General features: G+C 57.5%; 23 protein-coding genes, 2 tRNA genes and 1 pseudogene. 17 read left to right on the top strand and 9 right to left on the bottom strand.

From position 1 onward, the window contains the following. Window positions 1-184: 184 nt before the first annotated feature. A tRNA-Ile gene (locus tag F2982_RS29430) sits at window positions 185-258 on the top strand. 27 nt (window positions 259-285) lie between these two features. Here the strand turns inward: F2982_RS29430 and F2982_RS29425 are convergent. Beyond that, window positions 286-837: pseudogene (locus tag F2982_RS29425) on the bottom strand (HipA domain-containing protein); the annotation flags it as partial. A gap of 170 nt (window positions 838-1,007) precedes the next feature. On the opposite strand from F2982_RS29425, the gene F2982_RS29420 reads away from it, so the two are divergent. Both F2982_RS29420 and F2982_RS29415 read left to right on the top strand, forming a co-directional pair. Then, window positions 1,008-1,262: a hypothetical protein gene (locus F2982_RS29420; protein ID WP_203431584.1), complete on the top strand. Its 255-nt coding sequence runs from the start codon at window positions 1,008-1,010 to the stop codon at window positions 1,260-1,262. A gap of 74 nt (window positions 1,263-1,336) precedes the next feature. Next, window positions 1,337-1,409 (top strand) — tRNA-Ile (locus F2982_RS29415). 779 nt (window positions 1,410-2,188) lie between these two features. On the opposite strand, the gene F2982_RS29410 is transcribed toward F2982_RS29415, so the two are convergent. Both F2982_RS29410 and F2982_RS29405 read right to left on the bottom strand, forming a co-directional pair. After that, window positions 2,189-3,318 (bottom strand): IS3 family transposase gene (locus F2982_RS29410; protein ID WP_203431583.1). Its coding sequence is split into 2 segments (ribosomal slippage): window positions 2,189-3,075 and window positions 3,075-3,318, totalling 1,131 coding nucleotides; the frame shifts between segments, so codons are not numbered across the junction. A gap of 88 nt (window positions 3,319-3,406) precedes the next feature. Further along, window positions 3,407-4,216 (bottom strand): mechanosensitive ion channel domain-containing protein, encoded by an 810-nt coding sequence (locus F2982_RS29405; RefSeq protein WP_203431582.1) that lies wholly within the window; start codon window positions 4,214-4,216, stop codon window positions 3,407-3,409. A gap of 239 nt (window positions 4,217-4,455) precedes the next feature. Between F2982_RS29405 and F2982_RS29400 the strand changes: the two genes are divergently transcribed. Further along, complete coding sequence (locus F2982_RS29400) at window positions 4,456-4,653, top strand: hypothetical protein (RefSeq protein WP_199629684.1); 198 nt, start codon at window positions 4,456-4,458, stop codon at window positions 4,651-4,653. 699 nt (window positions 4,654-5,352) lie between these two features. On the opposite strand, the gene F2982_RS29395 is transcribed toward F2982_RS29400, so the two are convergent. After that, window positions 5,353-5,505 (bottom strand): hypothetical protein, encoded by a 153-nt coding sequence (locus F2982_RS29395; protein ID WP_199629683.1) that lies wholly within the window; start codon window positions 5,503-5,505, stop codon window positions 5,353-5,355. Between the two features lie 401 nt (window positions 5,506-5,906). Here F2982_RS29395 and F2982_RS29390 point away from each other — a divergent pair, with 401 nt between their 5' ends. Further along, window positions 5,907-6,386: an MgtC/SapB family protein gene (locus F2982_RS29390; protein WP_199629682.1), complete on the top strand. Its 480-nt coding sequence runs from the start codon at window positions 5,907-5,909 to the stop codon at window positions 6,384-6,386. Window positions 6,387-6,422: 36 nt separating this feature from the next. On the opposite strand, the gene F2982_RS29385 is transcribed toward F2982_RS29390, so the two are convergent. Next, a complete protein-coding gene (locus tag F2982_RS29385) occupies window positions 6,423-7,361 on the bottom strand; it encodes a transposase (protein WP_203431581.1) in 939 nt (312 codons plus the stop codon). A gap of 495 nt (window positions 7,362-7,856) precedes the next feature. Further along, a complete protein-coding gene (locus F2982_RS29380; RefSeq protein WP_203431580.1) occupies window positions 7,857-8,315 on the bottom strand; it encodes a hypothetical protein in 459 nt (152 codons plus the stop codon). A gap of 372 nt (window positions 8,316-8,687) precedes the next feature. Here F2982_RS29380 and kaiC point away from each other — a divergent pair, with 372 nt between their 5' ends. The 5 genes from kaiC to F2982_RS29355 all read left to right on the top strand — a co-directional run bounded on the left by kaiC (window position 8,688) and on the right by F2982_RS29355 (window position 16,288). Then, window positions 8,688-10,373, top strand: coding sequence for a circadian clock protein KaiC (kaiC, locus tag F2982_RS29375; RefSeq protein ID WP_203431579.1), 1,686 nt, complete (start codon window positions 8,688-8,690; stop codon window positions 10,371-10,373). 11 nt (window positions 10,374-10,384) lie between these two features. Continuing rightward, window positions 10,385-10,678, top strand: coding sequence for a circadian clock KaiB family protein (locus F2982_RS29370; protein ID WP_246777753.1), 294 nt, complete (start codon window positions 10,385-10,387; stop codon window positions 10,676-10,678). Next, entirely contained in the window at window positions 10,675-12,153 is a 1,479-nt protein-coding gene (locus tag F2982_RS29365) for an HWE histidine kinase domain-containing protein (protein ID WP_203431577.1), read from the top strand. Before F2982_RS29370 ends, F2982_RS29365 begins: the two co-directional genes overlap by 4 nt. A 506-nt stretch (window positions 12,154-12,659) precedes the next feature. Beyond that, on the top strand, window positions 12,660-13,538 hold the full coding sequence (locus F2982_RS29360; RefSeq protein WP_203431576.1) for a hypothetical protein: 879 nt from the start codon (window positions 12,660-12,662) through the stop codon (window positions 13,536-13,538). Further along, window positions 13,535-16,288, top strand: a complete 2,754-nt coding sequence (locus tag F2982_RS29355; protein WP_246777752.1) for an EAL domain-containing protein — start codon at window positions 13,535-13,537, stop codon at window positions 16,286-16,288. The genes F2982_RS29360 and F2982_RS29355 overlap by 4 nt, the downstream gene beginning before the upstream one ends. A 30-nt stretch (window positions 16,289-16,318) precedes the next feature. On the opposite strand, the gene F2982_RS29350 is transcribed toward F2982_RS29355, so the two are convergent. Then, window positions 16,319-16,834: a helix-turn-helix domain-containing protein gene (locus F2982_RS29350; RefSeq protein WP_203431575.1), complete on the bottom strand. Its 516-nt coding sequence runs from the start codon at window positions 16,832-16,834 to the stop codon at window positions 16,319-16,321. Between the two features lie 37 nt (window positions 16,835-16,871). After that, entirely contained in the window at window positions 16,872-17,441 is a 570-nt protein-coding gene (locus tag F2982_RS29345) for a hypothetical protein (RefSeq protein WP_203431574.1), read from the bottom strand. A gap of 209 nt (window positions 17,442-17,650) precedes the next feature. On the opposite strand from F2982_RS29345, the gene F2982_RS29340 reads away from it, so the two are divergent. The 7 genes from F2982_RS29340 to F2982_RS29310 all read left to right on the top strand — a co-directional run bounded on the left by F2982_RS29340 (window position 17,651) and on the right by F2982_RS29310 (window position 23,425). Continuing rightward, entirely contained in the window at window positions 17,651-17,953 is a 303-nt protein-coding gene (locus F2982_RS29340) for a hypothetical protein (protein WP_203431573.1), read from the top strand. A gap of 171 nt (window positions 17,954-18,124) precedes the next feature. Further along, complete coding sequence (locus F2982_RS29335; RefSeq protein ID WP_203431572.1) at window positions 18,125-18,328, top strand: CsbD family protein; 204 nt, start codon at window positions 18,125-18,127, stop codon at window positions 18,326-18,328. A gap of 733 nt (window positions 18,329-19,061) precedes the next feature. Further along, a complete protein-coding gene (locus F2982_RS29330; RefSeq protein WP_203431571.1) occupies window positions 19,062-19,484 on the top strand; it encodes a hypothetical protein in 423 nt (140 codons plus the stop codon). A gap of 519 nt (window positions 19,485-20,003) precedes the next feature. Beyond that, window positions 20,004-20,528 carry a DUF992 domain-containing protein gene (locus F2982_RS29325; RefSeq protein WP_203431570.1) on the top strand — a complete coding sequence of 175 codons (525 nt, stop codon included), beginning with the start codon at window positions 20,004-20,006 and terminating at the stop codon, window positions 20,526-20,528. Between the two features lie 242 nt (window positions 20,529-20,770). Beyond that, the gene (locus F2982_RS29320; protein WP_203431569.1) at window positions 20,771-21,850 is read left to right on the top strand and encodes a DNA topoisomerase IB; all 1,080 of its coding nucleotides are present in this window, start codon (window positions 20,771-20,773) and stop codon (window positions 21,848-21,850) included. Window positions 21,851-22,192: 342 nt separating this feature from the next. Further along, window positions 22,193-23,098 (top strand): J domain-containing protein, encoded by a 906-nt coding sequence (locus tag F2982_RS29315; protein ID WP_203431568.1) that lies wholly within the window; start codon window positions 22,193-22,195, stop codon window positions 23,096-23,098. Between the two features lie 9 nt (window positions 23,099-23,107). Further along, entirely contained in the window at window positions 23,108-23,425 is a 318-nt protein-coding gene (locus F2982_RS29310; RefSeq protein WP_199629675.1) for a chaperone modulator CbpM, read from the top strand. Window positions 23,426-23,724: 299 nt separating this feature from the next. Here F2982_RS29310 and nadE read toward each other — a convergent pair whose 3' ends face one another. Then, complete coding sequence (gene nadE / locus F2982_RS29305) at window positions 23,725-24,543, bottom strand: ammonia-dependent NAD(+) synthetase (protein ID WP_203431567.1); 819 nt, start codon at window positions 24,541-24,543, stop codon at window positions 23,725-23,727. Window positions 24,544-24,659 lie beyond the last annotated feature (116 nt).

The following is a 24,659-nucleotide window of genomic DNA, read 5'->3' as shown; positions in this document are numbered from 1 at the left end:
GCCGATCGTCTTGGGATCGGATACGGAGTTGTCCGAGAGGCATGGCAGCGGTTCTGGGATGAGGACGAATTGCCGACCTGCGGCCTCCAAGAGTTGCCCACTGTTCTTTTGACAGCGGCCCGCGAGAGAAACTTGCGGAGTTCGTCAATCGCTGGCGCGAACGCGCATAAAGAAGGGAAGGCAGGCCTGTAGCTCAATGGTGAGTGCCGTCGGCTCATAACCGATTGATTGCAGGTTCGAGCCCTGCCGGGGGACCCATCGCTCAAGGTCGAATTTAGCTCCATGCTAATCAAATGCGGCCAAACGCTGGCAGACAATTGCCCGCATCTGCGCCGCCCGTTCAGCGCCGACTGAACCGTCTGTCAGCGGGTCCGGCAGAGCAAGCTCATCTCACGCCGCGCGCAAGGGTCGCCGCCAGTTCATCCATGGCCGTGTCCGCCGCCGCCACCGGAATACCCGCCGTCGCTGCAAACCGCCGGAAATCCGCTCTTTTCAGCCGTTCGTCCTTGCCGCTGATTTTCAGGTCATTCTGAAGGTTCGGAAACACCCCCATTGTTACAGCGTCATAGAGCGGCGCCATACGGACCGAGCTAAAATCTCCTCTGGTTCAGCAATTTTCAGGACGGCCATGTTCTTCAGGTGCATATCGCCGCCCGCGATCAACCACGCAAATAGGGTCCGACGCAAGACCAGCAGCGAATCGGTGTCGGTGTCGGTGGAGAGGGGACGCAGTGCTGCCGCAATCCGCTCCATGGTGCCTGTGGCTTTGTCTTCCGCCCGAACGCCCAGAACGGATGTCATGTCCTCGAGCGCAATACGGCGCTTTTCGTCAGGGGCACACTATGTAACTTTCGCGTATGACAGATACGGAAAAGTTACACCATTCCGCCGGGTGATCAAGATTACTGTCACTATCGCGTATCTAAATACGCGATAGTGACGCCCCTCAACATTTCAAACTGATATTACCACCGATTGGAGCGGTGGGCCCGAAGATCATCGCTGTCATGATGCAGATCTTTGGCGCGATGATGCCGCTGACCCGCCTTTGCATGCGTCAGCATGACGATGATCGTCAGCTTGCACTGGACCGTTGCAAAGCGCCGAAGATCCAGGCCATCCCTTTACGACCGGCTCGCGGGCAACTGGCCGTCCTCCGTGCACTGACAGCAGGATCGGGCTCGGCATCGCCTAGTCGAAAGAACCCTACCGCTTGCAGCGACGACATCTTCGAGATCGCCAAGTCGTTGGTGCGGCGATGACGCCGACCGCTTTATCAACTGCCGGAAGCCGATTTGTGGGCCTATGCCAATCCATTCGCGCTTTCTGCGAGCGCGAGCCTGTAGCTCAATGGTTAGTGCCGTCGGCTCATAGCCGATTGGTTGCAGGTTCGAGTCCTGCCAGGCCCACCGCAGATGTCTGAACCGCAAGCCATCCCTGAGTTAAGCGTAGCTCTCGCCTCTGTCGCAACACCGTCACCCGGCCATACGCCCTCATCCTAACGCTTCGGATTACGCTGGAACGGTTTAGCTTCGGCATCCGTGGCGACATGAACATAGTTCTTGAAATCGTTGGCGGGATCTTGGCGGCAAGACCGATTCATCTGCATGCGGCAGGGGTATCACTCAAATTGCTCGCGAAAAATGCTTATCTCCCGACAACAGCCGGCTCAGGTATGAAACCTTTTGGGGAAAAAAGGCCGGTCCGGAACAGCGATTGCGCGTTCCGGGTAAGCTCTGGCCATGCAGGGACTATGTAGTAAAATCGATGATGTACGATCCTATGGGCAGCTCGTTGGGGCCGGAACAAGCATATCTCGGCCGTTGGAACCTGACTTGAGCGTTCTGTCGGCACCGGGTCGTAAACGTTCGCCGAAGACCTCCTCATATGAATCGGTGCGCAAAACGAAGAGTAAATGCATTACCGACGCGTACGCCGACGCGACGGACCTGGGTCAACATTCTCATGTTGCTGGGCATCCTATCTCCTGCGCAAAGTCGCTAATGAGGATGGTCGGCAATTTCTCTCTGAATGTACCCTTGAACAGGTTCCACTCACGAAGGACGTTGCCGCGGGGCGGAAATCAAGTCACCCTTTGCCTAGGCGGCCGCTCGGCCGATAGCTCTCCTCAATGGTGATCTATTCTTGGCAGGTCTGAATAGCCCCGAGTTTCGTAGACACCCTCGGGTTACGTTTTCTGCTGCCTTTCGAACTCGACGGGCGACAGCATCCCGTTTCTGACATGCTTGCGCTTCGGGTTGTAGAACATCTCGATGTAATCGAACACGTCCTGCCTTGCTTCGTCTCTTGAGCGATAGACCTTTCGGCGTATTCGCTCCCGCTTCAACAGATTGAAGAAGCTCTCAGCCACGGCATTGTCATGGCAGTTGCCCCGTCGGCTCATCGAGTGAACCAGATTGTGGTGCTTGAGGAACGCTGCCCAGTCCATGCTGGTGAATTGTGATCCCTGATCCGAATGCACCAGAACCTTTTCCTTTGGTTTCCGCCTCCAGACAGCCATCAGCAACGCCTGCAGCACGACATCTGTTGTCTGACGGTTCTGCATCGACCAGCCGATGACACGGCGAGAATAGAGATCGATCACCACCGCGAGATAGGCGAAGCCTTCGCTGGTCCGGATGTAGGTGATGTCAGTGACCCACGCCTTGTCCGGAGCAGCAACGTCGAATTGCCGAGCCAGCGTGTTGTCGATGACAATGGATGGCCTGCCGCCGTAAACTCCGGGACGTCGCTTGTAGCCGATCTGAGCCTTTATCCCGGCAATCCGCGTCAGACGCGCAACCCGGTTGGGGCAGCATGTCTCGCCGTGATCGAGCAGGTCGTCATGAAGCTTGCGATACCCGTAGACCCTGCCACTCTCTTCCCAGGCCGTCTGGAGCAGATCGATCTGGCGCTTGTCCTCACAGGCACGCTTGCTCAAGGGTATCCGGAGCCAAGCGTAAAAGCCGCTGGGGTGGATGCGCAACAGGCGGCACATCGTCCGCACCGAAAATCGCTGCTGATGCTGTGCAATGAACGCGTACTTCACTTTGCATCCCTGGCGAAATACGCGGTCGCTTTTTTTAATATGTCGCGCTCCTCGGTGACACGCGCCAATTCCTTTTTAAGCTGCCTGATCTCGTCGGCCTGGTCGCTGCCCTGGTTGCCAGACACGGAGGAGAACTTCTTCTTCCACTCATAGAGTGAGTGCGGGCTCACACCCAGCCGCTGCGAAACCTCCGCAACCGGATAGCCCCGTTCCGTGATCTGACGCACCGCGTCCCGCTTAAACTCTTCGCTGAAATTCGATTTGCTCATGATGCTCTTCTTGCCTCAAAATTAGGAAAGAAGGTGTCTACAAATCTCGGGGCTATTCAGTCTCGAGCAACAAGCGCCCTCCAGCATTTCACTTTAAAGCAATTCCTTTCGCGGCCAACCCCGCCTTGAGACCGTCGATGATTGCGTGCCTGGTTTCCGTCCATTCACCCGTGGATGCCCAGTATTCGATCTTGAGAGTGATCTTGTCGGCACTGAGATCGTCCGCAAAAACGCGAGGTGGCGGATCGGAGCGCACGCGCTTATCTGACGAGATGATGTCCAGAATCAGCCTCTTGACCATGTTGCCGTCAGCGTCATTCCCAATCGCGACGGACATCTCCTGGCGTCTGTCCTTTTCCCTGCTATGGTTTATGATGGGTGTGTTCCATAGCGTCGAATTCGGAGCGAGCAGGTACAGGCCGTCAGCGTTTCTGAGCTCCGTTGCAAAGAGGCCGATCTCTCGAACCAGGCCCTTCACACTGGACGTCTCGATGTATTCGCCTACGCGGAACGGCCGTAGTACTAGCAGCATGATCCCGGCCGCAATGTTTTGCAGCGTACCCTGGAGCGCCAGTCCGATTGCCAAGCCTGCGGCGCCGAGAGCGGCGACGATGGATGCTGTCTGCACCCCGAACTGGCCGAGAACCATGACGAACACCAAGATCAGCAATCCGTAGTGAAGAACGCTCTCAAAGAAACGAGCGAGCGTTTCATCAATCCCGTGGATTCGAGATATACCCTTATAGGCCCATCGGCTTAAAAAGCCGGACAGAATCCAGCCGCCGACCAGAAGGACCACTGCGCCTGCCAAAGCCAATCCGTAGTGAATGAGCAATGCTCCGATCTGCGCTAGCGCTGTTGGATTAGAAGTAACGGCCTCTGTGGTATGATTTTCCATGCAAATGTCCCGTCTTTTGGAAGCTGACGATAAAGAGCGTCCTCCATTCAGCAATGTCGGCACAGCGTGGGTGGTTCCATCAAAACAGCGGCTTGCGGTACCGCGCGTTGACGCGCCGAGGCGACGCTGTTCGAACAGCGCGTACCCAGTCCATGCTTTGACCATGTCACGCCGTTGTCACGCGACACCGCCGCGCTTTTGAGCATGATGTGGTGAGCACACTGTTTTTGGAACCGGACATGAAGCTTTCGAAAATGACCGAAGTTTATCAGCGCGGCGGCCGCGAAGAACTGATCATCGCCATAGAAATCTTTTCGGCCACAACAAAGGCAGAGATGCTTTTTGACCTGGATACCAGCCCCGCGAGCAACGCCCTTCGAAGGCGTTACCCGATCCCGGCTGAGCCGCAACCGAGCGTCGAGGATTGTTGTTATTAATATCTTCAAGACTGACCTGGTCGCATCCGTCTTCACGGCGTCAAATAGACCTCTCAAAAACTAATTGCCTGACGACATACCGCCGGCGGTCGGCCCCTGCCTTGCCACGGGCTCGTTTTCCGGCCATCAGGCCGCATGTAAAATTGGCCAGGGGTTGCAGGATGTATTTGTTCCCGTTATGTTTCGGGTTTCCGGAGCGCCTGCGTTTGAAATCCTCCATATCGCTTTACCGAGATCAGAGACGGCTGGCAGAGACGAAAATGCGTGCGCTCTCGCACAACGATCCGTTACGTGCGAAGTATGTGGCCTGGATCGCGGACCTGCTCGGGCGGGAGGCCACCGCTGCCGACAGCGCCTTGGCCAGTTCGGCTGGAAACACAGCGCCGATGCGAAACGCGGCGGCAGCGCCTGAATCGGTCGTGAGAGTCGAAGTTCCCGCAACCGAAACATCGGGGACTTCCAACCATGAGATGACATCGCTAACCGTTGCAGAGGCTTGCCGCAAGGCTCGGCGTGAGAACCAGCTTCTCCGGCAAATGCTGGCGCGGTACGACCGGTCTTAGCGACCCTAAGGCCGGTCATGCGAACCGGCCACCGCAATGACGTGGCGTATGGAAATTTCGTTCAGGCCCGCTGCCAGGACGCCAGGAAGCAGCATCGTGATGTCGCCGGATGTCGCGTCTACGGGGGCGGCGTATCCTAGCGTGGGCCATTCGATCCTTCTTTCGATGCCTGTTGGGACGCTTTCTTCAGCCCACGAGCCGCTTCCTTGGCAAGCTCCTCCCGGTTCCGATCGGCAACTGCGGGATCGCTTCGCTCAGCATCGCTCGTCTTGTCGTTTTCCTTGCTCATGAGTCTTCCCTTGGGTGATTGGGGAAGCGGCGGTCTGCCTTGGAAGAGCAATAGCCGTCGCTGCTGACCTAAGCACGCCGCCGACCTTTAGTTCCCAGATTTTGAGGCCGGTAGGGGCAAGGTAAGACAATAGGCAACCACAGCTTCCGAGCCACTGCGGTTCCTGAAAATCCGAAGAGCTCAGGACTTCCGGAACGCGCCATTCACGTCCTTCGGCGCAGCTTCAGACCTTGTCGCCTCTGGTCCGGTTCGTTTCGAGGGTGCAGATCCACTGCTCGATCACCATGCCGTCGGCAAAGCTGGTGCCGATATCGCTAGTTCGTGGGCGGCATCGAGGTCACGGCACCTCTTGTCGGAAGCCCCCACGCTCCCATCTTCGGCGTGAGGCACGGGGGTGAGTGATGGAAAGTTGGCTTGGCAGTGTTGGCGTCCATATCGATCTTCTGCGTAATCTCGGTGTCCTCGTGGTCGCATACGCCCTAGCTCTTCCGATCGCATGGGATCGGGAACGCAACGAGCGAAGCGCCGGGCTTAGGACCTTCCCTCTCGTTGCACTTGCGGCCTGTGGCTTCATCCAGGCCGCTGAGACGGTCACCCGCGAAAATGCGGAGGCGACAGCGCGCATTGTCGAGGGCATTATCAATGGCGTGGGTTTCATTGGCGGAGGTGCAATTCTGGTGGGCAAGGCCAGCATTAGGGGAACTGCAACAGCCGCCAGCCTGTGGGCAACGGGTGCAATCGGCGCGGCAGTTGGGCTGGGCGCCTATGAGACTGCGGTCGTCCTCTCGATTGCGACCTTCGCGACATTGCGCTTCATGACGAGCTTCAAGGTGGACGACAGGGACGCAGTCAAAATACCGAAGGACCAGCAGGACGGATAGAGTGTTGGCAAGTCGCGACTAAAGTATCCGTGTTGATCAAGCCATCTTCGGGACCCATTTCTGTTTTTTTCGCAGCAGTGCGTTAGCCAATACGATGAGCTTACGCATGATCGCGGTTATGGCGACCTTTGGCGCTTTCCCTGCGGTTTTGAGTTGGTCGTATTTGACGCTGAGATCCGGGTTGAAGCGGCAGGCAGCGAGGGCCGGCATGTAGAGTGCCTGGCGGACAATGGCCCTTCCGCCAGCGATGAAAGCGCGTCCGGTCCATCGTCCGGATTGGCGGCTCATGGGGGCAAGACCGGCAAGGGCTGCTGCGGCCTTCTCATCCAGCTCGCCGAGTTCCGGCATTTCGATAAGGAGTGTGAAGGCCGTGACCTGCGACAGGCCGGGAATTGAAACGAGGATATCGAACCTGGCCTTCAGGTTCGCGTCTTCGGCAATGAGGGCCATGATGGCGTCGTCCACGGCCTTGATCTGCCGCTCGACCTGCCGGAGCCTGTCGCCGTTGTGTCGCTTCAAGAGCGGGTTGGAAAGATTCTTTGCCCTGTTCTTTGCAGCAGTCCTGTCCTTGATCAGGGCAAGGCGCGCCATATGCAACTCTTTCAGGTCATTGTGGATTTGCGCACTTGCCTGCAGGAGACGCGGTTCAAGAAGCGTGCCGTAACGAGCCAACAGTGCGGCATCGATCCTGTCTGTCTTGGCAAGTCTGCCTGTGGCCTGTGCAAAACGTCTGGCAAGCCGGGGATTGACCTTGGAGAGAGCAACTCCTTGCACCATCATGAAACGCTCGAATGCCTTATGGTAGGCACCGGTTGGTTCGTAAACGATCCGCTCTACATCCTTTGTGCCGATCCACCGGACAATGGCGGCAAATCCCTTGCGGTCATTGGCAACCTTCAGCGTTTCGCCGTCCGGCAGGCTGTGCAGATCGATATGGTCTTTCGAGATGTCCGCGCCGATGGTAATGTCAGTCATCTTTTCTGATCTCCCATGCTTGTCATCCGAGCCCGAAGCTCGGGTATCCGTTCAGGACGATTGGAAAAGATGGGGGCGATCGTACTTTAGTTCGGCCCGGCATTCGCAAGAATGGCGGCCTGCGCGTCCACGATCCGTCCCCCATCGCCGGATGAGGGCGGCGACCCTCTCCGGCGCTTCTTTATCTCACCAAGAAGCAAGGAAATCATAAGACAAGCGCGTCAACGCGCTTCGAGTACCGTCAATAAAACAGGGGCGGCGCGAATACCGGACGCATTAGAGATTCAACTGGGGATTCATTCAGTTCGCTGACCACAAGAGCAACCCTTGGGCGGCGAGATTCCTAGCGATGCCGGCCCTGTTTATCGTCCGGTTGGGCTGATGACATCGGCGCCTTTGTCGTGAAGCTCGGTGCCGCGGATCAGACGAAGATTTCGACCTCAAGTTCTCCGCCGACCGGAAGATGAAAGCGCCCCGCCGAAGCGGGGCTTTTACTTACTTGCAGTTTGCCTGCTCCTGCGGCGTCATCGTCGACGGATCGTGGTTTGGCGTTGTTGTCGTGTGAGCGCAATTGTCGCTGTCGGACGAACCGTTATTCGTCCCCGAATTCGTCGATGCGCCTGAATTTGTCGTGGAATTGGTGGCATTGGGGTCGAGCGCGTTCCCGTTGGAGCCATTGGCGCCGGGGTTGACGGTCCCGTTGTTGCTGGAGCCACTGGTGCCCGTGCCGCTATTCGCGCCAGAGCCAATGGAACCGCTACCCGAGGTGCCGCCAGTAGCGGAGCCGGCGCCACCCGAAGCCTGAGCCATTGCGGATGTTGCAAGGCCGAGCGACAAGACTGATGCGGCGATGATCTTCATAAGCATGATTTTCTCCTTGAGCTTTGTGAAGGACAGGGACTCAACCACCGTCAATCGGGCTTGTTCCTGATTTTGACAGAAAATCGTCAGCATCACAGAAACGTCTCTGAAGCGATCAGGCAGTCCGCCACTTCGATACCGGCGCAGTGCACCTAAAAGCTAACCGGACCGGGCAGCTTTGCGATTGAAGCGATCGCGGGCCGGTGCCGGGTTCACCCTACACACTGTCTCCCAAGCATCAGCAGCCACTCGTGTGAAGCGCGCGATTCAGCCGCGGCGGAAATTGTTCCAAAATAGACCGATAATGGATTATGCTATTCAATTAGAGAGGTTTTTCTGGTTGATTGACGCGGGCGGATACGGGCAGTTTGATGGTGGGGGCAGGAAGAGCGCGAGTGACGATTTGCTAACGGAAAACCATTCAGATACGACAGCTTCAGAAGAACATCACAGGACGTCGCATACATGGCTGATATCGCCGGGATCAAAAAGTCGCTTACGGGCATCGCCGGCTTCGATGATCTGACGCTCGGCGGCCTTCCGACGGGGCGACCGACGCTCGTGTGCGGCACAGCCGGCTGTGGCAAAACCTTGTTTGCCTCAACCTTTCTCCTCAACGGAGCTCGCGACTATGACGAGCCTGGCGTCTTCGTCACCTTCGAGGAACGGCCGGTTGATATCGTTAACAATGTCGCGTCGCTCGGCTTCGATGTGCAGAGCTTGATCGACGCCGACAAGCTCTACATCGAGCATATCGTCGTCGATCCATCCGAACTTGAGGAAATCGGCGACTACGATCTTGAAGGTCTCTTCCTGCGCTTGGAACTAGCGATAGACCAGGTCGGCGCAAAACGCATCGTGCTCGACACGATTGAAAGTCTTTTTTCCGCATTTACCAACCCCGCCATTTTGCGCGCGGAAATCCGCCGGCTCTTTGACTGGTTGAAGGACAAAGGCTTGACGACGATCATTACGGGGGAGCGCGGCGACGGGTCACTTACCAGGCAGGGCCTTGAGGAGTATGTTTCGGATTGCGTCATCCTGCTAGACCATCGCGTTCATAACCAGATATCCACCCGCCGCCTTCGGATCGTCAAATATCGTGGTACCGCCCACGGAACCAACGAAATCCCTTTCCTGATTGATGAAGACGGTTTCAGTGTCCTGCCGGTTAGCACACTGGGCCTGAACCACAAGGTATCGAACGATCGTATATCATCAGGCGTACCAGATCTCGACGCAATGCTGTCGGGAGGAGGGTTTCACCGGGCAACAAGCATTCTCATTAGCGGTGTTGCAGGCTCGGGCAAGAGCTCATTGTCGGCCGCATTTTGTAACGCCGCCTGTATGGCCGGCGAGAAAGCCCTCTATTGTTCCTTCGAGGAGTCGGTTGACCAGACCGTCCGTAACATGCGCTCGATCGGCACCGATCTCGCGAAATGGATTGACGCTGGAAGAATGCACTATATCGCTGTGCGGCCGACCTTTTATAGTCTCGAAATGCACCTTGCCATCATGCTGCGCGAGATCAACAAGTTCGATCCCTCTCTTGTTGTCCTCGATCCGATTTCCGCCTTTGTTGGAAGCGGAGATCCGCTTGAGGTCCAATCGATGCTGTTGCGCATGGTCGATTTCCTCAAGTCGCGCGGTACGACCGCTGTCTTCACGCACCTCATGCATTCCCAGGAAGGGGTCACGGAGACGGACGCCGGCCTATCGTCGCTGATGGACGCTTGGATATTGTTGCTCAATCGCGAGGTCGGCGGTGAATTCAACCGCGAGCTCTATCTGCTCAAGGCCCGCGGGACGGCCCATTCTAATCAGGTCCGTGAATTTGTCATGTCAGACAATGGAATCCAGCTTGTGGCGCCATATATCGGCGATGGAAGGGCGTTGACGGGATCCCAGAGACAGGCAGAAGAGGCACGGCTTCGGAAGGCGGAGCTTGAGCGTCGGGCGGACGTCATCCGTCGGGCCGATCGGCTGAAGCAGAAACGCCGCAGGACGCTTGCCCAGATTGAGGCTCTTCAGGCAGAACTTGACGCCGACGAGGCCGAATTGAATTTCGATGCTGAGGCCGAGCGGGTCTATCTCGACCAAGCTGCTTCGGATAGGTCTGATATGGAGAAAAGCCGCCGCGTGGCGGAATGACGATGGAAGATATGGAAGACCAACCTACCGGAACGCCGAAGAAACTCACGCTTTATGTTGCGGGCCAGACCCCGAAGTCGCTGGCTGCGCTCCAGAACCTCGAACGAATCTGCGCCGAGAGCCTTCCAGGCAAGTATGTGATCGAAGTCGTTGATCTTCGAAAGTCGCCGCAGCTTGCGCGTGAGCATGGGATCGTTGCCATTCCGACGCTGGTGCGCGAACTACCAGTTCCTATCCGCAAGATCATCGGCGACCTTTCGAACACGGAGAAGGTCCTGGTCAGCCTTCAGGTGGAAGGCGAATGACGTCTACTACGGTCTCAAAGGCCGAAAGCCTGAATGCCGACCTTCGCCGGCGCCTCGAGGAGGCGGAAGAGGTCATCCGCGCTATACGCGAGGGGGAAATCGACGCGCTGGTCGTCCGCAATGAAGCGAATGGCGAGGAAGTCTTCACCCTCGAAGGAGGCGTAGAGTCCTATCGCTCTTTCATGGAGGCGATGAACCTCGGCGCTGCGGCTTTCGACAGGTTCGGCAATCTGCTTTACGCCAATAGAGCCCTGACGGACCTTGTCGATGTTGCTCGCGACGCCCTGGACGGGCCGGTGTTGTTCACAGCGCTTGGAGCGAACGGCGCAAAGGCGCTGAGAGACTTGATTTCAGCAGCGCATCCCGCGACGTCGGCCGTCGAGGTCACGCTTGGCAGCGGCGATGGCGCAAGACACCTGCTGATAGCAGCCGGCGAAATGACGCTTGGCACAAATTCCGGTGTTGCCGTCACCTTCACCGATGTTACCGCGCGCATCAACGCCGAAAAGCGTGCCCAGGCTGAGCGGACAGCTCTTGCGATCCTTGCTTCGGCCGTCGAGGCCGTCGTGGTTTGCGACCTCAACGGTGTCGTCACCCACGCCAACGCCTCCGCATCGTCGCTTGCCGGTGCCGATCCGATCGGCTCTACGTTCGACGAGGCATTCGCACTCGATTTTAGAGGAGCGACCGGCTTGATGCAGGGCGGCGATTTTCTTGACGTCGTCGCCAGTGGCCAACCAATTCAGGGCATCGAGGCAATAGCACCGCGCAGCCGTGGCGCAAAGGACGTTCTCGTCAGTGCGTCCGCGCTGATGGTCGGCGAGGGAAGCATTGGGACGGTCGTCACACTCGTCGATCTGTCGCGCCGCAAGGCAGCTGAGAAGCAGCAGCTGCTGCTTATGGGCGAGCTCGATCACCGCGTTAAAAACACGCTGGCACTGGTCGTATCCATTTCTAACCGGACAGCCTCGACCGAGGAGACGATCGATGGTTTTCGCAAGGCATTTTCTGGCCGGATCCACGCACTGGCTGCAACCCACAACGTTCTGGCTGACCGCTCCTGGGCCTCGATCTTTCTTCGCGATATCCTTTCCACCGAGCTGGCACCTTACGTTAACGAGCTCGGTTCGCGACTTGAGATGATCGGCGACGACATCGAAATTCTGCCGCGTGCCGCCATTGCGTTTGGGCTTGTCGTGCATGAGCTCGCGACCAACGCGGTAAAATATGGCGCCCTGGCAATCGAAACCGGCAAGATCGCCGTATCCGTGGCTGCCCGTGACACATATTTTGAGGTTTCATGGAAGGAAATTGGTGGGCCTGCCGTCTCGATGCCAACCCGACGCGGTTTTGGAAACACCGTGATTACACGCAGCCTTCAATACTCGGCCAATGGCGGCGCATCGCTCGATTTTGAGACCGACGGCGTGCGCTGTACGATCAGGATCCCAGTTGAGGACGTGGTGCAAGCTTAGCCACATGCCACCCGACACCCAGGCATCCACGCTGTCGGCGCTTAAAGGCGGCGGCGAGAGTACCCAAGCGCATAATCATCATCGCATGCGGTGCGCCAGGCACTGTTTGCTTCAAGCCGAGCCCGTCCTGCACGGACCTTGCAGCATGAGCGCCGAAGCATATGTTAAACCGATCTTTGGAAATATGGACATGCGATGCAACATCCCGACGGTGCCTGCCTTTGAACGCTTCCGCCAAGGCACGCTTTGCACAGCTGGTATTACCGCGACTTGACGAAGGATTTCGTCTAGCGCGTTGGCTAACGGGCAGCGTGACGGATGCATGGATCGGCGCACGAAGGTCAGGTGTACAGGCAGTCGGTCGATCGCTCTCGAGCACGATCACGAATCTTTGAGGGCTCCGTACGATACCGTACATACTGCGTGTTTGCGGTCAGCTTCGGCGCGAACTTAAAACGATTCTTAAAGATGCCATGCCTAAATGCTCCGATAACACGGGGGTGGAAATGCGCGTTGTTCTTCGTTTTGTCGTCCTGCTTTTCCTCTTGCCGGTCTCGGCGATCGCTGGCAGCGATGACTGGAAAGTCGACAAGGCAACGAGCCAGGTACGCTATACGACGGATCAAATGTCGTGGAAGGACTTAAAGTCGGGCGACATTCTTCCCAATCACGCCTGGATCTCGACGGGGCCTCGCGGAAAGGCGCGACTGGTAAGGGGCGTGGAAAGCATCGCCTTTCAGCCTAACACGATGGCCGCAATCACCACCAAGCCAGCCGGCTTTTTTGCACCGCGCAAAACGGAAATCGTTCAGCAGGTGGGCGCGCTTGATCTGGAGATCGAAAGGCGAAGCCTGCCCCATACGACGGCGCAGACGCCCTATCTAGCGGCTGTTGTAAAAAGCACAATCTTCCATGTGAGCGTTGGAAGGTCCAAAGCGTCTGTGTCCGTTGATCGAGGCCTCGTGCAGGTGACCGCCTTCGCGAGCGGCCAGCAAGCCAATGTCGGGCCGCGCCAGAGCGCCATTGTCGACCGAAAGACGAGGATGAAAGTCGATGGTGCTGCCTCGCGCCCATCGATAATAGCCGTTACACCGTCCGTCGCGGTCGTGCCTGCGGTGGGAACGACCACCTTCGCCGGCCAGACCGAAGGTTCAGCAGAAGACAAAGAGAAATCGGGCAAGGGATCGCAGGATACGAGCAAGAACACTGCCAACGACAGCGGGGGCAAGTCCGGCAAGGAACACAATCGCTCGACCAATAGCGGAGGCGGTAAAGACAGCAGCTCTGGCCATGAAAGCAACGGTAATGGTGGAGGCAATGGCAACAGCAGCGGCAAGGGCAATAACGGAAACGGCAGCAATAGCGGCAAAGGCAACAACAAGTGAAAAGCTACGGCGCGACGCTTAGGCGGATCTATGACGCAGTCACTGGCCCGATCGCGCTTCGCGCCGCGCTTATCACCGTCATGCTTGCACTTCCGGTCGTCGCCCCCAGCCTGACCGCGCTAACGGCGCTCAACCAAAGGCTGATCGACAAGCGGTTTCAATGGGCGCCAAGGGAAGCCTCCGGCAAGATTGTATTCATTGCCATCGACAAGCGAACGCTTGACGAGGTCGGCGTCTGGCCTTGGCCTCGCAGCATCTATGCCACGCTTCTGGACAAGTTGATCGCTGCAAATGCAGCAGACATCTTCCTCGATATCGATTTCTCCACCCCCTCCGATGCCGATGACGATAACGCGATCGCATTGGCACTGGAGCGCGCCGGTGGAGGCGTTCTTCTACCGATCTTCCGCCAGCAGATCGCCGCGGCCTCAGGAGAGACGGTGGTCACCAGGCCCATCCCCCGGCTCCTGTCCAACGCCTGGCCGGTATTTGCGAACGTCTCCACAGACGCCGACGGCGCGGTGCGCAATTTCGATTTAGGCAGCGCCTTCGAAGGCATTTCAACGCCATCTGCAGCTTCGGCTCTCGGCGCAAGCCCGGAGACGTCAGGGCATCGGCTGATCGACTTTTCGATTGAGCCCGGCAGCGTGCCCACTTACTCACTGGCGGATGTCCTTACCGGCAAGGTAGCAGCCGGTCAGCTTGCTGGACGTTCCATTGTCGTCGGCGCCTCTGCAACCGAACTGAAGGATATCTTTCCGGTCCCGGTGCATGGAGTTTTGCCGGGACCTCTTATTCATGTTCTCGCAGCCGAGACGCTGATCCAGGCCCGCCTCCTGACCGAAGTCGATCAAGGGCCATTGGAGCTTCTCCTTGCTGCCGCGCTAATCGCTGCCGTCCTGTCGTCGCGTTCCGTTGGATTGGCCAAGCTTTCGGCGCTCGCCTTGACATTAGGCGCCGTCTGCGAATTGACGGCCTACGCTCTCCAGAAAGATTATGCCATCGTGACAGGGACGACTGTCTCCTGGCTTCTGCTCGCGCTCGCAAGCGGTCTCGCGTTGAACGAACGGGTAGATCTCGGTCAGATGATGGTGACGCTTGCAAACATCGACGCCCGCAACGCCCGCCGCCTCATGCGGCGTATCATTGCCGACAGCTCCGATGGAATTGTTGCCTTCGCTGGCGACATGAAAATCGCAGAAATCAGTGAATCTGCCAAATCGATCCTGAGAGTCGGGGCCGGCGCAAACCTGCTGAGCAGCGCAGAACAGTCGGTGACGGCGGCGATCCGTGATCTTGCTGTTTTATACGAGGCCGATCCCGGCAGGATCCAAAGCACGATCGTAGAGTTTGTCAGACGCAGGGGTGAAAGCGAAACAAACTATGAAGCGGCGATCACCCTTTCTCCGGTCGAGGAGAAGGGATTTCGAGCGGCACCCTCGTTCGGCGGGTGCGTCATTATCCGCGATGTCACCGCCCGCAAGGCATACGAGGCGAAGCTCAAGTCGATGGCCGAGAAGGACGAGCTAACCGGGCTTTTGAATCGCCGCGAGTTCCTCGCACGCCTTAAAGGACGCGGCGGCGTAGTGGCGGTTCTCGATATCGAACGCTTCTCGGACGTGTGCGCGACTTTGGGCCGCGATGTCGGTGACAAGCTCTTGAAGGCAGTAGCTTCCCGGCTCGCCGCCAGCTTCCCAGGCGATCTGCTGGCGCGAATCGATGGCGACCTGTTCGCGATCCTGAGAGCCGGGGATGATGCCGACCCGGCGTCTCAAGCCGATCTTTTGCTGGCTCTTTTCGAGGAGCCTGTCGTCTTCGACGAGATGTCCGCCACCGTTGTCGTCCGGCTCGGCGTAGCACGCACCGAGCTTGTCGATTCGGCGAGTTCTCTGCGCGCAGCCGAATCCGCGCTTGACATCGCTAAGGAAACGTCAGGGCGCTGGTCGATCTATGATCCGGCCGTCGCGCTCCAACAAGCCCGCTCCAGACGTCTCGAAGCCGACATGAGGGGTGCGCTGCGCGAAGGGCAGTTCTTTCTGCTCTACCAGCCTCAGGTGGACCTGGCGATGGGACATTTCGTCGGCGCGGAAGCACTTTTGCGCTGGCGCCACCCCGAACTCGGCATCGTCCCACCGACGGAGTTCATCCCAATTGCAGAGTCTTCCGGGATAATTTGCGATATCGGCCGCTGGGTGCTGATGCAGGCTTGTGCGGACGCCATGCATTGGCCAACGGGTGCTGTATCGGTCAACATCTCGCCAATTCAGTTCGAGCGCGCCGATGTGGAAGGGGAAATTAGCCTTGCTTTGTCCAGGAGTGGGTTGCCGGCGTCACGACTCTGTGTCGAGCTGACCGAATCTGCGTTCCTCGACAATGGCGGCCGATCGCAGGCAAAAATGGCTGCGGTTCGCGCGATCGGTGTTTCCATTGCACTCGACGATTTTGGAACGGGTTATTCCTCTATGAGCTATCTCGCTGATTTGCCGCTCGACAAACTTAAGATCGATCAGTCATTTGTTCGCAGGATGACTGCGGACCACGGGGTCTTCGAGATCGTCAAGGCAATCGTCTCCCTTGCCCATGGGTTGGGGCTGGAGATCGTCGCTGAAGGCGTCGAGGGCTTGGCTGAACAAGCGCTTCTTCGCGAGTTCCATTGCGCAACCGGTCAAGGCTATCTCTTTGGCAGGCCCCAGCCACCCGATGATATGCTCGCAGCTTTCGGCTTCGGGCCTGAGCGCAGATCAGCTTAACCTTGGATCGCCATCATCGAACGAGGTTCGTCAACCGACAGCGGCGAGTCGGGCCAGCGGTTTTGCGACGATCGGCAATGACATGAGGCGGCGATACTCCGCTTCCGGAGTGCCATAGGACTCGCCTGCGAACTGAAGCAATTTTGGTCGATCGCGGATTTCGAGGTGACTTCGAGTGGATCGTATGAGCCTTTCTCCTTCTAATACGTGAATTGCTTCCGTCACTGATGGCCTTCTGGCGCCAAGCATGATGGAGAGATATTCGTGAGTGAGGTCAAAGCCGCTCTTGGACGTACGGTCGTCCACCATCAGCAGCCATCGGGCAAGCCGCGTGCGGATGTCGAACCTGCCGTTGGCGAGAGCGGTATGGCTCACTTGTATGCCAAGGCATCGTGCAAACCGACCTGCAAGAAGATCGAGTTCGGGAGCGTCCTTCAGCACGAGCTTGAAATCGTCGGCGGCTATGGCGAGAGCAAAGCCTTCAATCTGATTGACAAGTTCGTGCGGCGTGCGCTCATCGCCGAGCGCGATCCCGAAGCCTGTCATCCCCTCCCTGCCGATGAGCCCTGTTTCAATCCTGGCGTCACCGCTCCGACGGCGATGAGCGAACCGACACAATCGAGCGGGAAGTAGACGCGGCTGATCGTCTGATGGGCAACTTCAAGAACAGCCCCCTTGGCACGCTCATCCTGCTCAGGAGCGGCAAAAGTTCCTTCAGAGTGTGTGCGGGAAGAAGGGCGAGAAGATCGTTTTGTAGTGCCTCCTCGATCGAGACGGTTCTTTGACGCGCAACGTCCGACAAGACAAGCGCCAAACTCTCGACCTCGACGGGTTTGCGCAACACAATTTTGTCAGCGTGGCGATCGGGTAAGACATCCGGGTCGTAGCCGGTGGCGAAAATGAAAGGGATGCCGAGCCGCTCCAGCCTGTCTGCTACGGGGAAGACCATCTCGCCCGACAGATTGATGTCCAATATAGCGGCACCGAGGTCAGTTGACGCCGCGATCGCCCCCAGAGCCTCTGCAACACCTGGGCATTTCGCAGCGACGATGACATCCATCGCCGCGAGACGCTGTGCTAACTCGCTCACCATGTAATAATCGTCTTCAACCAGGAGAATACGCTTCCCGGTCAGCGCTTCGCGGCAAGTCATGACCCGGCTCCTACTGTTCGAGACTCCTAGATGGGGCAGGAATCATGGCAGGCAAGGATGGTCTGGACATATCTCCGGTTGTGGGGCTCTCCAAGCGGCGTTGCGTGTTGGCAGCCCTGCCAGTTCTGCAGCCCTGAGGTGGTGCATCTTTTTCAAGCAATCAGCGTTTAACCCTGCAAACCCTCAAACCTTGCGACAGGAAAACGATCATGACCGACATTAGAGCCAAGGGGTTCTCGTCTCGCGCGGAACTGGAACAATATCTCGAGGAACTGGAGGATGATGGTGGCCCGAGCGTCTTGGAAGACGACGACGACGAGGTTTTTCGCGCCGCCCGTAAAGAGCTCGCATGGCTTCGTAAGGAAGTCGCAGATCTCCGCGAGCAACTATCCTTTGGACATCTGCGAAGAAATGCGGTGGACGAACGGGAAAATGGCCGTTCCCTGGCGTGGGTTGCAGCGAGCGTTATCATAACCGCCATGCTGGCCAGGCTTGTGAGCCGCAGGGGCTAGAAGATTGTGGGGCCGGCTGAGCCATGGTCGAGGGGCCCATGGGCATGCAACCGGAAGTTTGGCCGTTCCCGACACTGCCAGTGCCATGGTCAATTTCGAAAATCAACATCAGCGGCTGGAACGAGCGCGCGTCCATCGCGTTTCGTCCTAACATAGAAGGAGAAAACACCGATGGATTGGAACCGCGTCGAAGGCAATTGGAAGCAGATGAAGGGCAAGGTCAAGGAACAGTGGGGAAAACTTACTGACGATGATCTTGACGTAATCGATGGAAAGCGCAACCAGCTCGAAGGTAAGATCCAGGAACGCTATGGTTACGAGAAGGATCGTGCCAACAAGGACGTTGACGCCTGGTATGGCCGTCAGACCTGGTAAAAGCTCCAGGACTTTCTAGTCGCCGGCCCTTGTGCCGGCGACTTTTGTTTAGACGATTGGAGCCAGCTGTATCGATAATCATGCTCGTTGCCAGCTGATGTTGCTGCCTTTCCTGCTTCGACGTGTGCAAGTGATCATTTAACTTTTCGTCAACGCCGTCGACCGCCGTGGCTTTAGCCGTCACAGCCGAACCGTTCGCTGCGATGACGAATTCGATTAGCGCCCTTGACGCATTCGTCGATCGCGTCCGTGGAACGAGTTTGTTGCTACACCGTTTCGTGATCAATTCGGTTGAAACGCACGGAGTTTGATGATGGCACGCGAGAAATTAACTTGCGGGGACGCCGGTTCGACCAGCGCGAGCAAGCCGAAACGCCAATATACCGAGGGCGGCGATCCGAAACATGCGCAAATGCTAACCCGGCCAGACGCGCATGAGACCTCCCACATGGATGAGTACACACTAATGATGAAGCAGGCGATGCAGGGTCGCGCCTAGCAGCCCGTGGCGTACGACGAGTGTCAGCTTCTTTGTCCCAATCTCCTGCTACTTAAACGGCGGGAATGCCAGCGAGACGATCGAAGCGAGGTCCGAAATCAATTTTGGGTGGCTCCGCTAAACACGTCGTTCTCGGACAAGTTTCCCGAACTACACTTCCGAGCGTCCTGGTAGTCCTGTCGACCGTTGCCATTGGACATCCTACAACAAATTCGCCCTGAAACGGAGAAACCCATGGCTAACGATACAAATCCAGCCCCAGCGTCAGACCCGGCCACTGCCGAAGTCGTAACAACTCCCCAAAAAAAGAAACGCGCGCCTCGCAAGCCGGCGGTGGTTTCAACGTCCTCACCAGCTGAGAAGACCAGCAGTGCCGCGACCAGCCGCGGCAAAAAGAGATCAGCCGCCAAAGCTGCAGAGGATAATCCTTTAGCTTTGGCAGCGCCGGCCGGCCGTAAGGGTAAGCCCAAGTCTGAAGCGACCCAGATTGGTGGACGAAAGCGCACGATCTCTGCGACCGCCCGCCCTGTCGCCTCTGCGGATGAGATGGCCGATTTGCTCAAACTCGAAGAAGAGAACCAGGTGCTGCGCAAGCAACTTGGCGACAAGCTCCGGGCTGAAAATGTAGACCTGCGTAAGAAGCTCGGCGTGAAGTAATCGTCATCTGCGCTTGTTCTGGCGCAGCGTCTCACTTAGCAGCCCGGCCGCACCACGGTCCAGGCTGCTTTTCGTTGGAAGAGCGATAAGACCAGTCGTCCAGTGCTCCTTACTCGCGATAGCCGGGCTTAGACGGGTCCATGATCCGGCCAGATGGCAGAGCGGCGTCTGTCTACAGCCAATCACGTAATCCCTGACCCAAGCGAGACATGGAGATCGGCACGCTTTTATTCGGTCCTGCCGTTGTCGCCATCCATTGCCGCGGCAGTTCCTGTGCTCGCATAGCCGTCGCGCCCGTGAAGGGTGGCACGCCGATCCGTTCACGCGCATGATGATGCGCAACCTCGTGCGATTGAGCGCAAATCAATCGCGCACCGCCGCACGCGGCCACATCGGCAAACGAACCGCTGCAGGTTCCGGTTCAGGCCATCACCGTTGAACCCTCTCCACATCCAACCGGCTGAACCAAAACCAAAGTCGCGCGTTAGGCGGCTGGACTATTTCTAAAAGGAGATGACAATGAAATCTGCTCTATTCGCTTCCGCAGTGGTCGCTATGGCTTTTGCAGGCTCGGCCGATGCTGCCACAATGCGGCAACACCACGGCTCAAAGCATGTCAAACAGGTCGTCGCTGATCAGCCGAAGGAACGCCTCGGCACGCTCCAGTGTGAGGTGGCTGGAGGCATAGGCATGGTCATCGGCTCGAACCGTAAACTGGAGTGCTCCTTCAAACAGCGATCCGGCAAGATTGAACGGTATGTCGGGACGATTGGAAGGCTGGGTGTCGACGTGGGCGTGACCGGCAAGCGTTATTTGAGCTGGCTGGTCGTCAACACCGTGCCCACGCGTGTCGGCGACGGGGCGCTTGCCGGCAGGTATGTCGGAGCATCAGCCGGAGCGTCGGTCGGACTCGGTCTCGGCGCTAACGCCCTGGTCGGTGGCAGCTCAAAGAACTTCGCTTTGCAGCCAATCAGTGCCGAGGGCGGCGTCGGCCTCAATATCGCGGCTGGGATCGCTCAACTCAAGCTTCAAAAAGCTGGCTGAAGCCCCTGAGAAAGAAGTACTGCGCGCGGCCGCCTGCGCGCAGTTTACCTTTCAATTCTATGCTGCCTTAAATCCAAGACGCTGGAACGCGCTCGGGTCAGCACCGGGTTACCGAGACCTTGCTGCGCCATTTGTTTGAGATATCGGATTTGCAACAACTGTCAGCGTGACTTTTCCTTTAACAGAGCCGTCGATCTGTCCCGCCAGCTGGAACCGGAGACTTCAATTCGAGTTAGAGCGAAATGAACGAGATGTTTGCGAAGATCGATGCGATGGATGCGGAGGCGAAACTAGCTTCCGGACTTGTCTACATTCCAGGGCTGGAGAGCGGTATCACGCGAAAGCCTGGGGCCAGCGGATTTCTGTATTACCGACCCGACGGGCGTCGGATAACGGAACCTTCCGAAATAGAGCGCCTAAACGCGTTGGCCATCCCTCCCGCTTATACCAACGTCATCATCTCTACCAACCCGCTCTCCCACCTGCAGGCGATCGGAACAGATGCGCGAGGCCGACGGCAGTATCGGTACCATACCGAGTGGCATGCTGAACGTGGGAAAGCAAAATTCGAGCGGCTCGGCGCGTTCGCCGGCCGCCTTCCCGATCTTCGCGAGAGGGTTGATTTCGATCTTCGATCGCGCGGCCTAAACATGGACAAAGCGCTTGCAACCGTTGTGTGGATGCTCGACAATCTGTACATCCGCATCGGAAATACCGCCTATGCGCAGATGAATAACTCCTTTGGGCTCACCACGCTACGAAGCCGTCATGTGAAGGTCGAGGGCGGAAGCGTGAAGTTTCGTTTTAAGGGAAAATCCGGCAAGGAATGGAACCTTGCCCATAGTGATCGCCGGATTGCAAATGTCGTCAGAAAGCTGCAAGAGCTTCCAGGGCAACACCTGTTTAAGTATGTATGTGATCAAGGCGGATGCCGCCAAATCTCCTCACACGACGTCAACGCATACATCAGGGATATCACCGGCGACGACTTTAGCTCCCGTCAGTTTCGAACATGGGGTGCAACCTGTATGGCGGTGGAGGTTCTGGCATCGCTGGAAGCTGCGACAACGAAGCGGGCGCTCGCACGACAACTCAACGATGCCGTTGATCAGGTTGCTGCCAAACTTGTGAACACCCGTTCGGTCTGCCGCTCATCCTATATTCATCCGGCGGTGTTTGAGGACTTTCAAGCTGGTACGCTTGGAGACGTCCTAAAGCTGACGACTAGAAGCGCGCGGCTGCTGCAGTGGATGGATGAGGAAGAAATCAGGGTGGTGAGATGGCTAAAGAGTAGGCAGGGTGGCACGAGGACCAGCGCCTAAGCTGCGATCCACGGCTGGCGACTTTCCCGGCATTGGCGTCCTCTTTGGCTCTACGACACTGTCAACGACCAAGAGTGGTCCCCCGACCATTGTCGGCGCCGTGCCATGCTCTGGCAATTTCGTCCGTGCAGATCACGACCTGAAGGCCAGGCAGGACTTCCTGCCTGACGCCGATGCGCCGTTGCGAGGATCGCGCAGATTCCAGGCCGTTCGGCCCAAGGCCTCCGCAGCCCACGCGCCTGAGGACACTTCCATTTTGCCATCCGGGATGACGTCCCCGAAGGCCTTGCAGGTAAAAGTCACCGGCACTATTTCTTAGGCGATGACGATGCAGGGCAAAGATTGATGGCAAATCCTTATGAAACGCTCGGCGTCTCACAAGACGCGACGCAGAAGGAAATACAGTCCGCATACCGAAAGCTCGCCAAAAAACTGCATCCCGACCTCAATCCGGGTGACGCGTCAGCCGAAGAAAAGTTCAAGGCAGCCTCCGCCGCCTACGCGATCTTAGGGGATGAGGATAAGCGTGCGAGGTTCGATAGGCATGAAATCGACGAGACCGGTGGCGAGCAGGGAAAACGTAGCTACTATCGCGACTATGCATCAGGGGAGCATAGCCGCTCTCGATACCATAATCCCGGTGGGTTTGCCGATTTTGGTGATCGGGACGATATTTTCTCAAGCTTCTTTTCGGGGGCAGGGGGCAGGGGCACCGCACCGTACCCTGGAGACAATACGCACTACCGGCTGGAACTCGAGCTTCGCGAGGCTGCCAATGGCGCCAAGCGCACCGTTTCCCTGCCAGAAGGCGGCACCCTTGAGCTAAAAATCCCGGCAGGGGCTCGCGACGGACAGATCTTGCGCTTGCGGGGAAAGGGCGCCCCTGGGTACAATAACGGACCCGCGGGCGACGCCCTCGTCGAGATCCACGTTCTTCCTGACCGCCAGTTCTCTCTTGAGGGAGATGATGTCAGGATTGACCTGCCGATTTCCCTTCGGGAGGCCGTTCTGGGTGGAAAGGTCGAAGTCGCCACCTTGTCGGGGACGGTGTCCGTTACGGTTCCGCCATATTCCAGTACAGGCAGAAGGCTTCGTCTCAAAGGCAAGGGGTTTCCCAACAAGCACGGTGGCCATGGTGACCAATATGTCGTCCTGAAAATCGCTCTGCCGGCGACACCGGACGCAGAGTTGACGGACTTCATGACCCGGTGGGAAGCTGGTAAATCCCATAACCCGAGGGGCTTATAGGAGGAGGCGATGAACGATCTTGAGTACTGTCGTATCCTGCAAATCGAAAGTTCAACTCTTCAGATGTGGGTGGAGGAGCGATGGATTATCCCCGGCAGTTCTTCGCAAGCCCGTTCCTATGAGGACGTTGACCTTGCGAGAGGGCGTCTGATCCTCGATCTCATCGAAAGCATGGGCGTCAATCACGCCGGCGTTGATGTGGTCATCGAGCTCGTCGACCAGGTGCACAGCCTGCGTGAGCGGATGCGCTTGCTGATGGACGCGATCGGCAAACAGGATCCTGCGGTCCAAAACGCCCTATGGCAGGCGCTGACCCCAATCCGTTGAGTTAGCGCGGCAATTGCTCAGTCACTCTTGCTCCTGTCGCTCTTATACTCAAACTCCGCACTGGCTGGTCGATCCACGTATCTATGCTTGAAAGCCTCTGCCTTTTCCAAGCGATCGAAGCCAACCGCAACCCAGCGAGATGCAATCATGCTGAAGTTTGCACCGATGACAAAGACATCGGTTTGCGGGAATTCAGCTCCCACATGTCAGCCTGATCAGCGAGCAGCTCGTTGCTGCTCAAGATAAAGGTGAATAGCGCCCGCGCGGCGCTACCAGAGCGGAAAGAGGCTGACGAAAAATCAGATCGGAGTGGCTGGCAGCGTCCGCTTGTGTCCCGAAGCATAATACATTGCCAGCATGCGATTTCTAGAGGTGACGCTGATCTCTCGCCCTTCCAAAAAATCATCGATCTCGTCGTATGTCACCCCGTAGGCATCTTCGTCAGGCTTAAGCGGCGCGTCCGATTCCAGATCGGCCGTTGGTACTTTCAGGACAAGGCTTTCCGGTGCGCCCAAAAACTTGGCGAGTGCCCGAACGCGACGCTTGTTAAGACCAGCCAAGGGGAGCACGTCCGCGGCCCCATCGCCGAACTTTGTATAGAACCCCATCAAAGCTTCCGCAGCATGATCGGTGCCGATAACAAGCCCGCGAGTGGCGCCCGCCAACGCATATTGTGCGATCATACGCTGACGGGCTTTGATGTTCCCCAGGTGGAACTGGTAACGATCGCCATCGACGATCCCCGGAGCGTTGCGACTGATCTCACTCATGATAGCGTCTGACGCCGGCTTGACATCGATTGTAATGACGCGATCGGGTTGAATAGTCGAGAGACAAGCCTGCGCGTCGGACTTATCGGCCTGATCGCCGTACGGGAGCCGAACCGCGATAAACTCCGCCTGATGTCCGCCGCTCCTGAGCCTGGCGACAGATTTTTGCGCCAGAAGACCTGCCGTCAGTGAGTCGACGCCGCCGCTGATCCCAAGCACGAATGACCGACGCGACGCTGCTATGCAGTAGTCTTCCAGAAATGAACATCTCCGTATTACCTCGTGTTCCGCATCGAAATGTTCATGCACACCAAGGGCTTCGATGATGGATTTCTGTTCAGGCGACACTAAGCACCTCCGGGCCGAGAAACGACGGGACTTACAAACTCTTGAGGAGGCAAGCGAACGCTAGTAGCCTGTGCCCGCCGAGTGGGATTGACCAATAACTGCAGGTCGAAACCCTT

The organism is Rhizobium sp. BG4 (assembly GCF_016864575.1).
Lineage (GTDB): Bacteria > Pseudomonadota > Alphaproteobacteria > Rhizobiales > Rhizobiaceae > Rhizobium.
The sequence above is the reverse complement of the archived record's forward strand: the minus strand, read 5'-3'. Positions and strand labels throughout refer to the sequence as shown.

Bases quoted from the DNA above. Each gene is read 5' to 3' on its own strand.
- F2982_RS29420 (WP_203431584.1), top strand. From the start codon at position 1,008: ATGATGCAGATCTTTGGCGCGATGATGCCGCTGACCCGCCTTTGCATG.
- F2982_RS29405 (WP_203431582.1), bottom strand. From the start codon at position 4,216: ATGGAAAATCATACCACAGAGGCCGTTACTTCTAATCCAACAGCGCTA.
- F2982_RS29400 (WP_199629684.1), top strand. From the start codon at position 4,456: ATGAAGCTTTCGAAAATGACCGAAGTTTATCAGCGCGGCGGCCGCGAA.
- F2982_RS29395 (WP_199629683.1), bottom strand. From the start codon at position 5,505: ATGAGCAAGGAAAACGACAAGACGAGCGATGCTGAGCGAAGCGATCCC.
- F2982_RS29390 (WP_199629682.1), top strand. From the start codon at position 5,907: ATGGAAAGTTGGCTTGGCAGTGTTGGCGTCCATATCGATCTTCTGCGT.
- F2982_RS29385 (WP_203431581.1), bottom strand. From the start codon at position 7,361: ATGACTGACATTACCATCGGCGCGGACATCTCGAAAGACCATATCGAT.
- F2982_RS29380 (WP_203431580.1), bottom strand. From the start codon at position 8,315: ATGCTGACGATTTTCTGTCAAAATCAGGAACAAGCCCGATTGACGGTG.
- kaiC (WP_203431579.1), top strand. From the start codon at position 8,688: ATGGCTGATATCGCCGGGATCAAAAAGTCGCTTACGGGCATCGCCGGC.
- F2982_RS29370 (WP_246777753.1), top strand. From the start codon at position 10,385: ATGGAAGACCAACCTACCGGAACGCCGAAGAAACTCACGCTTTATGTT.
- F2982_RS29365 (WP_203431577.1), top strand. From the start codon at position 10,675: ATGACGTCTACTACGGTCTCAAAGGCCGAAAGCCTGAATGCCGACCTT.
- F2982_RS29360 (WP_203431576.1), top strand. From the start codon at position 12,660: ATGCGCGTTGTTCTTCGTTTTGTCGTCCTGCTTTTCCTCTTGCCGGTC.
- F2982_RS29350 (WP_203431575.1), bottom strand. From the start codon at position 16,834: ATGACAGGCTTCGGGATCGCGCTCGGCGATGAGCGCACGCCGCACGAA.
- F2982_RS29345 (WP_203431574.1), bottom strand. From the start codon at position 17,441: ATGACTTGCCGCGAAGCGCTGACCGGGAAGCGTATTCTCCTGGTTGAA.
- F2982_RS29340 (WP_203431573.1), top strand. From the start codon at position 17,651: ATGACCGACATTAGAGCCAAGGGGTTCTCGTCTCGCGCGGAACTGGAA.
- F2982_RS29335 (WP_203431572.1), top strand. From the start codon at position 18,125: ATGGATTGGAACCGCGTCGAAGGCAATTGGAAGCAGATGAAGGGCAAG.
- F2982_RS29330 (WP_203431571.1), top strand. From the start codon at position 19,062: ATGGCTAACGATACAAATCCAGCCCCAGCGTCAGACCCGGCCACTGCC.
- F2982_RS29325 (WP_203431570.1), top strand. From the start codon at position 20,004: ATGAAATCTGCTCTATTCGCTTCCGCAGTGGTCGCTATGGCTTTTGCA.
- F2982_RS29320 (WP_203431569.1), top strand. From the start codon at position 20,771: ATGAACGAGATGTTTGCGAAGATCGATGCGATGGATGCGGAGGCGAAA.
- F2982_RS29310 (WP_199629675.1), top strand. From the start codon at position 23,108: ATGAACGATCTTGAGTACTGTCGTATCCTGCAAATCGAAAGTTCAACT.